12 protein-coding genes are annotated in these 14,719 nt (G+C 60.5%); 2 read left to right on the forward strand and 10 right to left on the reverse strand.

Annotated elements, in window-relative coordinates:
• The first annotated feature begins 130 nt into the window (after nt 1-130).
• Complete coding sequence (locus J4E42_RS04115) at nt 131-553, forward strand: phasin family protein (RefSeq protein ID WP_008025226.1); 423 nt, start codon at nt 131-133, stop codon at nt 551-553.
• 10 nt (nt 554-563) lie between these two features.
• Complete coding sequence (locus J4E42_RS04120) at nt 564-1,412, forward strand: phasin family protein (RefSeq protein ID WP_008041887.1); 849 nt, start codon at nt 564-566, stop codon at nt 1,410-1,412.
• 191 nt (nt 1,413-1,603) lie between these two features.
• Here the strand turns inward: J4E42_RS04120 and J4E42_RS04125 are convergent, their stop codons facing one another.
• The 10 genes from J4E42_RS04125 to J4E42_RS04170 all read right to left on the reverse strand — a co-directional run bounded on the left by J4E42_RS04125 (nt 1,604) and on the right by J4E42_RS04170 (nt 14,648).
• Complete coding sequence (locus J4E42_RS04125) at nt 1,604-2,224, reverse strand: TetR/AcrR family transcriptional regulator (protein WP_008025224.1); 621 nt, start codon at nt 2,222-2,224, stop codon at nt 1,604-1,606.
• Between the two features lie 166 nt (nt 2,225-2,390).
• Nucleotides 2,391-4,073, reverse strand: a complete 1,683-nt coding sequence (phaC, locus tag J4E42_RS04130; RefSeq protein WP_008041884.1) for a class II poly(R)-hydroxyalkanoic acid synthase — start codon at nt 4,071-4,073, stop codon at nt 2,391-2,393.
• 114 nt (nt 4,074-4,187) lie between these two features.
• Complete coding sequence (phaZ, locus tag J4E42_RS04135) at nt 4,188-5,042, reverse strand: poly(3-hydroxyalkanoate) depolymerase (RefSeq protein ID WP_008041882.1); 855 nt, start codon at nt 5,040-5,042, stop codon at nt 4,188-4,190.
• A gap of 144 nt (nt 5,043-5,186) precedes the next feature.
• Nucleotides 5,187-6,866: a class II poly(R)-hydroxyalkanoic acid synthase gene (gene phaC / locus J4E42_RS04140; protein WP_008041874.1), complete on the reverse strand. Its 1,680-nt coding sequence runs from the start codon at nt 6,864-6,866 to the stop codon at nt 5,187-5,189.
• 258 nt (nt 6,867-7,124) lie between these two features.
• Entirely contained in the window at nt 7,125-7,502 is a 378-nt protein-coding gene (locus J4E42_RS04145; RefSeq protein WP_008025216.1) for a gamma-butyrobetaine hydroxylase-like domain-containing protein, read from the reverse strand.
• Between the two features lie 119 nt (nt 7,503-7,621).
• Nucleotides 7,622-8,959 (reverse strand): ATP-dependent protease ATPase subunit HslU, encoded by a 1,338-nt coding sequence (gene hslU / locus J4E42_RS04150; protein ID WP_008025214.1) that lies wholly within the window; start codon nt 8,957-8,959, stop codon nt 7,622-7,624.
• Between the two features lie 54 nt (nt 8,960-9,013).
• Entirely contained in the window at nt 9,014-9,553 is a 540-nt protein-coding gene (gene hslV / locus J4E42_RS04155) for an ATP-dependent protease subunit HslV (RefSeq protein ID WP_008025213.1), read from the reverse strand.
• A 217-nt stretch (nt 9,554-9,770) separates the two neighbouring features.
• Nucleotides 9,771-10,469, reverse strand: coding sequence for an SPOR domain-containing protein (locus J4E42_RS04160; RefSeq protein ID WP_008025212.1), 699 nt, complete (start codon nt 10,467-10,469; stop codon nt 9,771-9,773).
• A 1-nt stretch (nt 10,470) separates the two neighbouring features.
• Complete coding sequence (gene argS / locus J4E42_RS04165; protein ID WP_192226850.1) at nt 10,471-12,207, reverse strand: arginine--tRNA ligase; 1,737 nt, start codon at nt 12,205-12,207, stop codon at nt 10,471-10,473.
• 221 nt (nt 12,208-12,428) lie between these two features.
• On the reverse strand, nt 12,429-14,648 hold the full coding sequence (locus J4E42_RS04170; RefSeq protein WP_008025209.1) for a primosomal protein N': 2,220 nt from the start codon (nt 14,646-14,648) through the stop codon (nt 12,429-12,431).
• Between the last annotated feature and the right edge of the window lie 71 nt (nt 14,649-14,719).

Below are 14,719 nucleotides of genomic sequence, written 5' to 3' on the forward strand. Positions count from 1 at the left end.
TTGTTTTAAGGCGCGCCCGAGGTTTTATGTCAGTTGTTAGGGTGCCGTTTCTAATTTTTCTCCCTACTTTGTGCATGAGCCCGACACTTTCGCGGGCAGTTCCTCAAACCTTCTGCGCGTGAGGTGCACCATGGCCAAAGTTATTTTGAAGAAAAAAATCGACGCTTCGACAACCGCTCTGAGCGACGTCAAATCCTATGCCCGCAAGATCTGGCTGGCAGGCCTGGGTGCCTACGCCAAGGTCGGCCAAGAGGGCAGCGATTACTTTCAAGAGTTGATCAAGGCTGGTCAAACTGTTGAAAAGAAAGGCAAAAAGGTAGTTGCCGAGAAACTTGAAGCAGCTAACGCCGAGATTGATGAAGCCAAGAGCGAAGTAAGCACTTTCAAAGGCAAGGTCGAAGTTCAACTCGACAAGGTCGAGAAGGCTTTTGACTCGCGTGTCGCAAGTACCTTGAATCGTATTGGCATTCCGTCTAAACATGACGTTGAGGCACTCTCTGCTAAGCTCGATGAGCTGACGGCATTGCTCGAACGCGTCGCGCGTAAATCTTAAGGAGAACGGGATGGCTGGTAAAAAGAACACCGAAAAAGAAGGCAGCTCGTGGATCGGGAAAGTCGAAGACTACTCCCGCAAAATCTGGCTTGCTGGTTTAGGCGTGTACTCGAAGATCGACACTGACGGCAGCAAGCTCTTCGATACATTGGTCAAAGACGGCGAGAAAGCCGAGAAGCTCACCAAGAGCGCTGTCGGCAAGAAAGTCGATGCCGCCAAGGACTCCGCTACCTCTGCCAAATCGCGCATCACTGGCGTGAAAGATCGTGCGCTGGGCAAGTGGGATGAGCTGGAAGGGGCTTTCGACAAGCGCCTGAACAGCGCCATTTCGCGCCTGGGTGTCCCGAGCCGCAACGAAGTGAAAGCGCTGCACAGCAAGGTCGATACCCTGACCAAGCAAATCGAAAAACTCACCGGTGCCAAGGTTGCGCCTGTTGCGGCGAAAACCGCAGCAGCCAAACCAGCGGCTAAAACCGCTGCTAAGCCTCTGGCAAAAGCTGCCGCTAAACCGGCTGCAAAACCCGCCGCGAAAGCAGCGGCCAAGCCGGCTGCCAAAACGGCCGCAGCAAAACCTGCCGCAGCCAAGCCAGCAGCGAAACCGGTTGCCGCCAAAGCCGCCGCTAAACCGGCTGCTAAACCTGCAGCAGCCAAGCCTGCGGCAAAACCTGCCGCCGCGAAAAAACCAGCAGTGAAAAAACCGGCAGCGCCGAAAGCGGCTGCTCCAAAACCAGCAGTGGCTGCCGCCAAACCGGCAACCCCGGCGCCGACAGTGAGCAGCTCCAACTCTGCTACCGCGCCGACCCCTGCTGTAACCCCGACTGCCGCGCCAGCTCCATCGACGCCAACCAGTCAGTCCTGATTTCAGGGCTCAAAAAAACGCCCGGCCTGCAAAGGTCGGGCGTTTTTGTTTGTGCACGATCCTGCAAACACCACCGCCCTTGTAGGAGCTAGCCTGCTAGCGATATCGGTTCATCAGTCAACAACAATGTCGCCGGATAAATCGCTATCGCTAGCAGGCTAGCTCCCACAGGGGGCCGTGGTATTCAGGTGTCACTCGTGTTCTTCGAGGTATTGGAGTGCCAGTTGCTCCGTCGCCACCTTGATCGGCGGCAGCAGATGCGGCGCCACCAGCATCATGATCTGATACACCACCAGCCTCACCTCACCTTCGCGATCCAGAATCCGCTGGTAATCCAGCGAAAACAGCAGCGTCATGGTGATCTGTTCCACCAACTGCCCCAACGCCTGCGTGTCGCTGACCAAGTGCCCTTGAGCCTTCAACCGCGCCAGCAACGAAGCCAGTGTGCGCTTCAGCGCATTGAGCAGGTTGCGAATCCCTTTGGCCAGTTTCGGCAGGCGCCCGGCGAGGTTCGACAGGTCCTGAAAGAGAAACCGATAGTGCGACAGGCGCTCGACGATCAGGTGCAGGAACAGCCAGTAATCTTCCGGTGCCAACTCCACATCGGACGGCGGATCGAGCAGCGGCGCAAGCTCTGCCTGGAAGCGCTCGAACAGCCCGAGAATCAGCGGTTCCTTGCCGTGAAAGTGGTAGTAGAGGTTGCCCGGGCTGATGCCCATTTCGTTGGCAACTTCCATGGTGGAGACGTTCGGTTCGCCCTTCTGATTGAACAACTGCAGGGCACATTCGAGGATCCGGTCGCGGGTTTTCATCCAGTCTTCTTAATGATCATTCCAATCCAACCTCCTCCCTGTAGGAGCGAGCCTGCTCGCGATGGACGTTAACGATAGCGCGTGCTGCCTGGATGAACGCGTTGCCTAAACGTTTTTCGCGAGCAGGCTCGCTCCTACAGAGGGAAGACCGTGGTGTGTTTGGGTATCAGCGCACGCGCACGTAAGTACCGGGTGCCGCCTCCATGGGTGGATAGTTCTGGTTGCCGAGGGCCATGTGGGTTTCCTTTTGCGCGCCCGAACGTTCCTGAATCCAGCTCAGCCACTGCGTCCACCAGCTGCCGTCGACTTGCTTGGCGTCGTAATACCAGGCCCGCGGATCGCTGCTCAGTTTTGTGCTTTCAATGAAGTTGGCTTTCGGGTTGGACGGCGGGTTCAGGATGCTCTGTACATGACCGCTGTTGGACAGCACGAAGCGTCGCTCGCCACCCAGCAGCAGCGTCGAGCGATACACGGCATCCCACGGAGTGATGTGGTCGTTGATGCCGGCCACGCTGAAGCTGTCGACGGTGACTTTCTGCAAGTCGATCGGCGTGCCGCACACTTCCAGGCCCCCCGGATGACTCAGCGGGTTGTGCTTGAAGAAGTCCAGCAGATCGCCGTGAAAGGCGGCTGGCAGACGTGTGTTGTCGTTGTTCCAGTAGAGGATGTCGAACGCCGGCGGCTCCTTGCCCAACAGGTAGTTGTTGACGAAGTAGCTCCAGATCAAATCGTTGGGGCGCATCCAGGCGAAGACCTTGGCCATGTCGCGACCGTCCAGCACGCCCTTCTGATAGGACCGACGCTTGGCCGCTTCCAGGGTCTGTTCGTCGGCGAACAGGGTCGCGGGACTCTCCATCTGGCTGTCGAGCAGGCTCACCAGATAGGTTGCGCTGGATACACGGCGCAGTTGCCGCTTCGCCTGCAAATGACCTTGCAGCGCGGCAATGGTCAGCCCGCCGGCGCAGGCGCCCATCAGGTTGACTTCCCGGGCGCCGGTGATCGCCCGGCATACATTCATCGCTTCTTCGACGGCTTCGACGTAGGTCGAAAGGCCCCATTCGCGATGGCGCACATCGGGGTTGCGCCAGCTGATCATGAAGGTTTGCAGGCCGTTTTTCAGGGCGAACTGGACGAAGCTGTTGTTCGGGCTCAGGTCGAAAATGTAGTACTTGTTGATCTGTGGCGGCACCACCAGCAGCGGTTTGGAATACTGCTTTTCGCTCATCGGCTTGTACTGGATCAGTTCCAGCAGCTCATTGCGAAACACCACGGCGCCGGTGGTGGTGGCGACCGTCTTGCCGACCTCGAAGGCCTGCTTGGTCACTTGCCTGGGCAGGCCGTCGTTGTGCAGGAAATCATCGACCAGGTGACTGATGCCACGCACCAGGCTGTTGCCGCCGGAGTTGAAGATTTCCTTGACCGCCAGCGGATTGAGCAGGGTGTTGGACGGTGACACCGCGTCATTGAGCAAAGCGAACGCGAAGTGGGCGCGGGCGCGATCGTCCGGGTCCATGTTGCTCTCGTCGATCCAGCTTTTGACCTGTTTCTGCCAGCTCAGGTAGGCCTGCAAACTGCGGCGATAAAACGGGTTGAGGCTCCATGCGGGGTCGGCAAAGCGATTGTCGTTGGGGTTGGTCGGGTGCAGGGTTTCGCCCAGCAACACGCGCCCCAGTTGACCGCCCAGCTTCAACGCATGGCGGGCGCTGTGCACGGGGTTGCGCAAACCATGGGCGGCAACGCTGCGCAGGGTCGAAAACAGATCCCGACCACGCAGGCCGGTAATCGCACTCTGTGCGTTGATGAACGCTGCGGGAGTCGGTAAAGATTCCCTCGCTGGCTTGTCGCGCATGACTCAACACTCCTTCGTCTTCAGGCCAAATACAAACACACCGAACCAGAACACCATAGACGCTGTAACGGGTTGTTGCGCGGCGCGGCGTCCTGCCGACCGACGATAAGTCGGTTAGCCGCCCGATGGAGCCGGATGCGGATGCATCACGGCGCGCTGCCGTTCTTCCTCGAGAAACTTCATGATGATCGGCGCCACGGCCTCGGCGCGGGTGATCAGGAACAGGTGCCCGTCATCGATGATGTGCAACTGGGCATTGGGAATCCGCCAGGCCAGCACGCGCATGTTGATCAACGGGATCAGCGGGTCATCGTCGCCGGCCAGCACCAGCGTTGGCTGGTGGATCTTGTGCAGCCAGTGAATGCTGGTCCAGCCGAGCCCGGCGAACAGCTGCCAGTAGTAACCGAGCTTGCCTGCCGAGCGCACCTTCGCCGCATGGCTGGCCGCCAGTGTCGGATCGCGACGGAACGAGCCGCCGTAGATCATCGGCGCAATGCGGATCACGTGCGATGGCTGGATGTAGCGCCGTGGGCTGGCCATCATCCACAGCACTTTCGGTTTGCCCGGCACCATCACCGCACCCGCCGCCGTCGCCGCCAGCACCAGTTTCTTGCAGCGCTCGGGGTAGTCGTAAGCAAACTGCTGGGCGAGGGCGCCACCCCATGACACACCGATCACGTTCACTTGCCCGTAATCGAGATAGTCGAGCATCCGCGCCGTGAGTTTGGCCAGGCCCGGAAAACGATACGGCCGGTTCGGCGTCGACGAACCGCCGACACCGGGCACGTCGAAAGCGATGACTTCGAGGTCCGGGTCCAATGCGGCGACAAACGGAAACACCAGCTCCAGGTTGGCGCCGATGCCGTTGAATATCAGCAAGGGCGTCAAGTGAGGCTTGCCGGGGCGTACTGCCGTGCGGAGGGTCTGGCCATCCAGGTCGACGGTACGAAAAATGAACGGTTGCGGCATGCTTCAAGCCCTGTGGGTTAATTATCCCGGTCCCCTGTAGGAGCGAAGCTTGCTCGCGAAGGCGTCAGATCAGTCGAAATCTACGTTGAATGAATGACCGCTTTCGCGAGCAAGCTTCGCTCCTACGGGGGGCGGGTGTGTCAGTTACCGTTCGTGTACGTAAGTGCCCGGTGCTGCTTCACCTTCGGGATAAGCCTTGTTGCCCAGTTTTGTCGGGGATTTTTTCAATTCGCCCGAACGCTCGGCTTGCCAGGCCTGCCAGTGCAGCCACCAGGAATCGGTGTGCTTGGTGGAGTTTTCCTGCCACTCCTCAGCCTTCAACGGCATCTCGGTGCCCGTCATGTAGCGTGATTTCGGGTTGCCCGGCGGGTTCAGAATGCTCTGGATATGTCCGCTGCTGGACAGTACGAATTCGACCTTGCCGCCGAACAGTTGCGCCGACTTGTAGCAGGACTTCCACGGCGTGATGTGGTCGTTGGTGCCGGCCAGGGAAAAGATGTCGGCCGTGACCTGCTTCAGGTCGATCGGCGTGCCGCACACTTCCAGTGCATCCGGGCGGATCAGCGGATTGTTTTTGAACATCTCGATCAGATCGCCGTGGAACGCGGCGGGCAACCGGGTGGTGTCGTTGTTCCAGAACAGAATGTCGAACACCGGCGGCTCGTTGCCGAGCAGGTAGTTGTTGACCCAGTAGTTCCAGATCAGATCGTTGGGGCGCATCCAGGCGAACACTTTCGCCATGTCGCGGCCTTCCAGTACACCCGCCTGATAGGAATGGCGTTTGGCGGCTTCAAGCGTCTGCTCGTCGACGAACAGTGCCACGTCGCTGTCCAGGGTGGTGTCCAGCACGCTGACCAGCAGCGTCAGGGCGTTGACTTTTTTCTCGCCGATTGCGGCGTAGTGGCCCAGCAACGCGGTGCAGGTGATGCCGCCGGAGCAGGCGCCGAGCATGTTCACGTCTTTGCTGCCGGTGATCGCGGTGACCACATCAACCGCCTCCTTGAGCGCTTCGATGTAGGTCGACAGACCCCATTCGCGTTGCTCCTTGGTCGGGTTGCGCCAGCTGACGATGAAGGTCTGCACGTGATTGCGCAGGCAGAAACGCGCCAGGCTTTTGTCCGGGCTCAGGTCGAAAACGTAGAACTTGTTGATCTGTGGCGGCACCACCAGCAATGGGCGCTCATGCACCTGCTCGGTGGTCGGCCGGTACTGGATCAGCTCCAGCACGTCGTTACGGAAAACCACCGCACCTTCGGTCACGCCCAGGCTCTTGCCGACTTCGAATGCGCCCATGTTGACCTGGCTCGGCATGCCGCCGTTGTGCACCAGATCCTTGGCCAGGTGCGAGAGGCCGTCGAGCAGGCTCTTGCCACCGGTTTCGAAGAAGCGTTTGACCGCTGCCGGGTTGGCCGCCGTGTTGGTCGGGGCCATGGCTTCGGTCATGAGGTTGATCACGAAATGCCCGCGTGCCACATCCTTGGGCCCGAGGTTACTGTCGTCGATCCAGTCGTGGAGTTCCTTGCGCCACGCCAGGTAGGTTTGCAAATAACGTTTGTAGAGCGGGTTCTGGCTCCAGGCCGGATCGGCGAAACGACGGTCATCGCTGGTCGGTAGCAGTTCGGATTTGCCGAACAGCACGTTCTTCAGTTCAAGACCGAAATGAGCGACATGCTTCGCACTGTGAATCGGTTGTTTAATGGCCTGCCTGAGCACCATTCGAGCAGAAGCCAGTAGATCCTTTCCACGCAGCCCAACGACAGGATTAAGCCCCAAGGTGTTTTCCGAGGCTTGATTCTTCAAGTCATCGTTATTCTTGTTACTCATCTACGACGCTCCATTGTCCTGAGACGAGTACCTGAGTCCAGCCGTGTAGTCACACAGCCAATGCCAGGTACTACTGCTCGGGTGACCGATAATTCTGCATCGCTGCTTTTTAGTTCAGAGAGCACTGCAGGTAACTTGCCAGCTCCATTGGTTACCCGAGTTTAATTTTTTTCGCAAGCAGGCTAATGACTGACCTCGCGGCCAAGCATTCAAACAGATGAAATTAGAAAATGCCTTCTAATGCGCAAGAGGCGCGGGTTAGAGCATCAGCTTGACGACCGATTCGTTAGGGTCGCGGGTCTTTCCGGCCGCTTTCAGCTCGGCAAGATAATCGTTCCAGAGATCCTCTTGGCGCACGCCCAACTGGTACAGATATTCCCAGGTGAACAGGCCGCTGTCGTGGCCGTCGTCGAAGGTCAATTTCAGTGCGTACTGACCGGCCGGTTCTACCTTGGTCAGGCCTACGCCGATCTTGCCAAATTGCAGGATAGGTTTGCCGTGGCCCTGGACCTCGGCGGAAGGAGAGTGCACGCGCAGGAACTCGGCGGGCAGGTGATGTTCCTCGCCGGACGCGTATTTCAGCGACAGGGTTTTCGAGGCTTTGTGCAGTTTGATGTCGGTGGGGAGTTGGGTCATGACCTGATGTCCGTCAGTGTGGAACTCTCGCGGTCCCTTGTAGGAGCCGGCTTGCCGGCGATGGCGATCTCAAGGTCCCCATCGCCGGCAAGCCGGCTCCTACACAGGTCTCACATGACCTACAGGATATAACGGGACAGGTCTTCGTTCTGCGCCAATTCGCCGAGGTGGTTGTTGACGTAGTCGGCGTCGATCAGGATCACCTTGTCATCGTGAGCGCTGGCCAGGTCGCCGGCGCTGAACGACACCTCTTCGAGCAGACGCTCAAGCAGCGTGTGCAGGCGACGGGCACCGATGTTCTCGGTTTTCTCGTTGACCTGCCAGGCGATCTCGGCGATGCGCTTGATGCCATCCGGCTGGAACTCGATGGCCAGGCCTTCGGTTTTCAGCAGTGCGCAATATTGCTCGGTGAGCGAGGCGTGCGGTTCGCTGAGGATGCGTTCGAAGTCTTCCGGCGTCAGCGCCTTCAGCTCGACACGAATCGGCAGACGGCCTTGCAGCTCAGGCACCAGATCGCTCGGCTTGCTCAAGTGGAATGCACCGGAAGCGATGAACAGGATGTGGTCGGTCTTGACCATGCCCAGTTTGGTGTTGACGGTGCAGCCTTCGATCAGCGGCAGCAGGTCGCGCTGTACGCCTTCACGGGACACATCGACGCCACCGGAGTTACCGCGCTTGGCCACCTTGTCGATTTCGTCGATGAACACGATGCCGTGCTGCTCGACCGCTTCCAGCGCCTTGGCCTTCAACTCTTCGTCGTTGACCAGGCGGCTCGCTTCTTCGTCGCGGACCAGTTTCAGCGCTTCCTTGACCTTGAGCTTGCGGCTCTTGCGTTTGCCCTTGCCCATATTGGCGAACAGGCTCTGCAACTGGTTGGTCATTTCTTCCATGCCCGGTGGCGCGGAGATATCGACGCCGGACACTTCGGCGACTTCGATTTCGATCTCCTTGTCATCCAGCTGGCCTTCGCGCAGGCGCTTGCGGAACAGCTGGCGGGTGTTGGAGTCGGCCGACGGGGCGTCATCGTTGTTGAAACCCATGCGCGCCGGTGGCAGCAGGGCGTCGAGGATGCGCTCTTCGGCGGCGTCTTCGGCGCGGTGGCGAACCTTGGTCATTTCCTGTTCGCGCAGCAGCTTGATGGCGGCGTCGGCCAGGTCACGAATGATCGACTCGACGTCGCGGCCGACGTAGCCGACTTCGGTGAACTTGGTCGCTTCGACTTTGATGAACGGTGCGTTGGCCAGTTTGGCCAGGCGACGGGCGATCTCGGTTTTGCCGACACCGGTCGGGCCGATCATCAGGATGTTCTTCGGCGTTACTTCAACGCGCAGCTCTTCCGGCAGTTGCATCCGGCGCCAGCGGTTACGCAGCGCGATGGCGACGGCGCGTTTGGCATCGTCCTGGCCGATGATATGGCGGTTGAGTTCGTGGACGATTTCACGGGGAGTCATGGACATAATATTTTGACGGACCTTAAACAAGATGAGTCGTGGCGTGGGGCCGAAACAGACTTACTCGTCGCCTTTGGCGCAGTCCTGCTCCTCAATGGTCTGGGTGTGGTTGGTGAATACACAGATGTCGCCGGCAATGCCGAGGGCGGTTTCGACGATTTCCCGGGCTGACAGGTCGGTTTTCTTCAGCAGCGCACTGGCGGCGGCCTGGGCGTAGGCGCCGCCGGAACCCATGGCGATCAGGCCTTGTTCAGGCTCAACAACGTCGCCGTTGCCGGTGATGATCAGGGACGCGTCTTTGTTGGCGACCGCGAGCATGGCTTCGAGGCGGCTGAGGGTGCGGTCGGTGCGCCATTCTTTGGCGAGTTCGACGGCGGCGCGAACCAGATGGCCCTGGTGTTTCTCCAGTTGACCTTCGAAGCGCTCGAAAAGGGTAAAGGCGTCGGCCGTGGCGCCAGCAAAACCGGCGAGGACTTCGCCGTGGTAGAGGCGACGAACTTTCTTCGCGTTGCCTTTCATCACGGTATTACCGAGAGAAACCTGGCCGTCGCCGCCCATGACGACTTTGCCGTGGCGGCGAACTGAAACGATGGTGGTCAAGGGAGAGTCTCCACGCAGCGGGGCGAAAATGCCTTATGCCAACTCATATGGGGGTGGTGGAGCGTTTTTCAACTGCGGGGCGGGAGAGGGGACGAGCGGTGGCGTACACGAAGATGTGTGGTGGGAGTGCTGACGCCAATCGCGAGCAGGCTCGCTCCCACAGGGTTGGCGCAAATCCTGTGGGAGCGAGCCTGCTCGCGATGAACGATAACGCGGATCAGCGGTTCTGGCGTTGTTGTAACAACAGGTTGCTGAACCCGGCGCCGGACAGTTGTTTCTGCGCGGTGGTCAGTTGTTCGCGGTTGCTGAACGGCCCGACCAACACCCGATACCACGTCTCGTCCTTCACCGTGCCGGACTCAACCGATACCGCTTGGCCGAGCAGGATGATCTGCGCGCGCACCTTGTCTGCATCAGCCTCCTTGCGGAACGAACCGGCCTGCAGGAAGAACTTGGTCACCGGTGCCGCCTTGGCCACGGGTGGCGGTGGCGGCGGGGTGATGCCAGCCAATGCCGCCTGAGCCCGCGCCGTGTCGATCTTCGCCGCTTCCGCCGGGGTTACCGGCGTGGTCGGTACCGCCGGCGTCGGCGGTGTTTTCTCCGGCACGGCATCCGGCGGCACGATGACTTCCGATTCCGGCAGCAAGGTGTAGAAGTCGTACTTCGGCTTCACCGGTTGCGTCGGGCTCGGCGGGGTCTTGTTGGCCTCGGCGACCTTGGTGGCTTTCTGCTGCTCGATCTTCTCGCGCTTGACGCTGTCGCTGCCCTTGCCCGGTTCCAGCTTCATCAGGAACACAATGAACGCGCCGACCGTCAGGCCGATGGCCATCCACAACCAACCCGGGATCGGTTGCTTTGCAGGAGCTTGGTAACGGCTGGCGCCACGCTTGGGTGCAGGTTTTTTCTTGGCAGCCAACTTACATACGCTCCAGAGTTTCCAGACCCAAGAGTTCCAGGCCTTGCTTGAGAGTGCGACCGGTCAGCGCGGCAAGACGCAAGCGGCTTTGCATTTGCGCCGGGGTTTCAGCACTGAGGATCGGGCAGTTCTCGTAGAAGCTGGAGAACAGGCCGGCAACGTCGTACAGGTAGGTGCAGAGGATGTGCGGCGTGCCTTTCTCGGACACGTTGTTCAGGATTTCGCCGAATTGCGCGAGTTTGGCTGCCAGCTCATGTTCATGCGCGGCTTCCAGGACGATCTGGCCTTCGACTTCGCTGAAGTCCTTGCCGAGCTTGCGGAACACGCCCGCCACGCGGGTGTAGGCGTACAGCAGGTACGGCGCGGTGTTGCCTTCGAAGTTCAGCATCAGGTCGAAGTTGAAGCTGTAGTCGCTGGTGCGGTGCTTGGACAGGTCGGCGTATTTCACTGCGCCGATGCCCACGACCTTGGCGATGTTGCGCAGCTCGTCTTCGGCCAGCTCCGGGTTTTTCTCTTTGACCAGGTTGTAGGCGCGCTCCTGGGCTTCGGTCAGCAGGTCGATCAGCTTCACGGTGCCGCCATCGCGGGTCTTGAACGGACGGCCATCGGCGCCGTTCATGGTGCCGAAACCCATGTGTTCCATTTCCATCGGGTGCGTCACGAAGCCAGCCTTGCGGGCGACAGCGAACACTTGCTGGAAGTGCAGGGCCTGGCGCTGGTCGACAAAGTACAGCGCGCGATCAGCCTTCAGCTTGCCACTGCGATAACGTACCGCCGCCAGGTCGGTGGTGGCGTAGAGGTAGCCGCCATCCGCCTTGACGATGATCACTGGCAGCGGGTCGCCGTCAGCGTTCTTGAACTCGTCGAGGAACACGCACTGCGCACCGTTGCTCTCGACCAGCATGCCGGCGGCCTTGAGGTCGTTGACCACGTTGATCAGGTCGTCGTTGTAGGCGCTTTCGCCCATCACGTCGGCCATGGTCAGTTTGACGTTCAGCAGCTCGTAGATTTTCTGGCAGTGCGACAGCGAGATGTCCTTGAACTTGGTCCACAGCGCCAGGCAATCCGGGTCGCCGGCTTGCAGCTTGACCACCAGGCCACGGGCGCGGTCGGCGAACTCTTCGGATTCGTCAAAACGGCCCTTGGCGGCGCGGTAGAAGTTTTCCAGGTCCGACAGCTCGTCGCTGGTGATCGGGTTTTCCTGCAAGTAAGCCATCAGCATGCCGAACTGGGTGCCCCAGTCGCCTACGTGGTTCTGACGGATCACTTCGTCGCCGAGGAACTCCAGAACGCGAGCCACGCCGTCGCCGATGATGGTCGAACGCAAGTGGCCGACGTGCATCTCTTTGGCGAGGTTCGGTGCCGACAGGTCGACCACGGTGCGTTGCGCCGGGCCGGCCTTGCGCACACCGATGTGCTCGTCGGCCAGTGCGGCGTCGAGGCGGGTGGCCAGGGCGTCGGTGTTCTGGAAGAAATTCAGGAAGCCAGGACCGGCGATTTCGGTCTTGGTGATGTTTTCGTCAGCCGGTAGCGCGGCGATGATTTTCTCGGCCAGATCGCGCGGCTTCATGCCGGCCGGCTTGGCCAGCATCATGGCGATGTTGCTGGCGAAGTCGCCGTTCTTCTTGTCACGGGAGTTTTCCACCTGGATCGCCGGCGTCAGGCCTTCAGGCAACACACCTTCGTTGACGAGTTGGGTGATGGCTTGTTGGATCAACTGGCGAATGGTGTCTTTCATGGTCTTCTCTTTCGACCGCAAGCGCGGCGGCGCTTCGATGCGCTGGTGGAAAAACTGGGCATTATCCGTTGCGAAGGCGGGCTTGCCAACTATAGCGGGCAGGTTGTGGATATGTGGTGATAAATAGACCGCTATCGCCGGCAAGCCAGCTCCTACATTGGACCGGTGAACGCCTCAAATCCCCTGTAGGAGCTGGCTTGCCAGCGATGGCGGCCGATTGATCAATACAAATCCACAGGATCGACATCCAAAGACCAGCGCACCGCCCGCCCGCTCGGCATCTGCTCCAGCACCAGCAACCAACTGGCCAGCAACCGGTGCAGCGGCGCCCGGGCCGTTGCCTGCAACAATAACTGCGCGCGATAACGCCCGGCCCGACGTTCCATCGGTGCAGGCACCGGCCCGAGCAATTCGATCCCGGTCAGATTCTGTTCGGCCAGCAAACGCTCGGCCTCGCTGCACGCCTCGTCGAGAAACCCTTCAGCCTGCCCCGGTTTGTGCGCTTCGGCCCGCAGCAGCGCCAAATGCGCAAACGGCGGCAAACCGGCGGAGCGTCGTTCGCTCAGCGCCTGTTCGGCGAACGCGAAGTAGCCTTGTTCAGTCAGTTGCACCAGCAGCGGATGGTCCGCCAGATGGGTCTGGATGATCACTTTGCCCGGCTCTTCAGCCCGGCCTGCGCGACCGGCGACCTGCACGATCAGTTGCGCCATGCGTTCGCTGGCGCGGAAGTCACCGGAGAACAATCCGCCGTCGGCATCGAGAATCGACACCAGCGTCACCCGTGGGAAGTGATGCCCTTTGGCAAGCATTTGCGTGCCCACCAAAATGCACGGGTGACCCTTCTGAATGGTCGCGAACAACTGATTCATCGCGTCCTTGCGCGACGTGCTGTCGCGGTCGACCCGCAGCACCGGAACATCCGGGAACAGAATGGCCAGGCGTTCCTCGGCACGCTCGGTGCCGGCGCCCACCGGCCGCAAATCCACTTTGCCGCACTTCGGGCAGTGCCGGGGCACGCGTTCGACGTAGCCGCAATGGTGGCAGCGCAGTTCGCCGGAGCGTTGGTGCACGGTCATTCGCGCATCGCAGCGCTGGCATTCGGACATCCAGCCGCAGTCGTGGCACAGCAGCGTCGGGGCGAAACCTCGACGGTTGAGGAACACCAATACTTGCTGGCCGGCCGCGAGTGTCTGGCCGATGGCTTGGTGCATCGGCCCGGAAATGCCGCTGTCGAGCGGGCGACTTTTCACATCCAGGCGCAGGAAGCGCGGTTGCTTGGCGCCGCCAGCACGCTCATTGAGGCGTAGGAGGCCGTAACGTCCGGTGTAGGCGTTGTGCAGGCTTTCCAGCGAAGGTGTGGCGGAACCGAGCACGATCGGGATGTTTTCCTGCCGTGCGCGCACCAATGCCAGGTCGCGGGCGTGATAGCGCAGGCCTTCCTGCTGTTTATAAGAGCCGTCGTGCTCTTCGTCGATGATGATCAGGCCGGGGTTTTTCATCGGCGTGAACAGCGCCGAACGGGTGCCGATAATAATGTCGGCGTCGCCGTCACGCGCTGCGAGCCAGGCTTCGAGGCGCTCGCGATCGTTGACCGCCGAGTGGATCAGCGCGATGCGTGCATTGAACCGTTGTTCGAAGCGCGCCAGGGTCTGCGGGCCGAGGTTGATTTCCGGGATCAACACCAGTGCTTGCTTGCCGGCTTCAAGGGTTTCGCGGATCAACTGCAAATAGACTTCGGTCTTGCCGCTGCCGGTGACGCCGGCCAGCAGGAACGCGTGATAACTGTCGAACCCGGCGCGAATCGCCTCATAGGCGGCGCGTTGTTCAGGGTTGAGCGGCAATTCCGGTTGCGCCAGCCAATGCTCGTGGCGGGCGCCGGGGGCGTGCTTGCGGATCTCCACTTGCACCAGATCCTTGGCCAGCAGCAGATCCAGGCTGTCCTTGCTCAGCATCAACTTGCTCAGCAACTGATGGGCGACGCCATGAGGATGCTGCGCCAGGGTTGCCAGCGCCTCACGCTGACGCGGGGCCCGGGCGATGCGCGGGTCATCGAGGCTGGCGCCAGGCGCGGCGGACCAGAAGCGTTCCTGGCGCGCTTCGGCCAGCTCGCCCTGACGCAACAACACCGGCAGCGCCCAGCTCAAGGTATCGCCGAGGCTGTGCTGATAATACTGAGAGGTCCACAGGCACAGCTTGAACAGCGCTGGCGGCAAGGGCGGCGTGGCGTCGAGCAGGGCCAGGGCCGGTTTGAGCTTTTCTGCCGGCACTTCGCTGGTGTCGGTGACCTCTACCAGAATCCCGATCATCTCCCGCCGGCCGAAAGGCACGCGCAGGCGCATGCCCGGTTGCAACTGGGCGCGCAGGACACCGGCCGGGGCACGGTAATCGAACAGGCGGCGCAGGGGCGAAGGCAGGGCGAGGCGCAAAATGGCGTCGGGCACGCGGGGGGTCTCGATCAACAAACAATAGGGGGGGGTGACATATAACCTGTGGGAGTGAGCCTGCTCGCGAT

Source organism: Pseudomonas sp. FW300-N2A2, assembly GCF_017351735.1.
GTDB classification, from domain to species: Bacteria; Pseudomonadota; Gammaproteobacteria; order Pseudomonadales; family Pseudomonadaceae; genus Aquipseudomonas; species Aquipseudomonas migulae.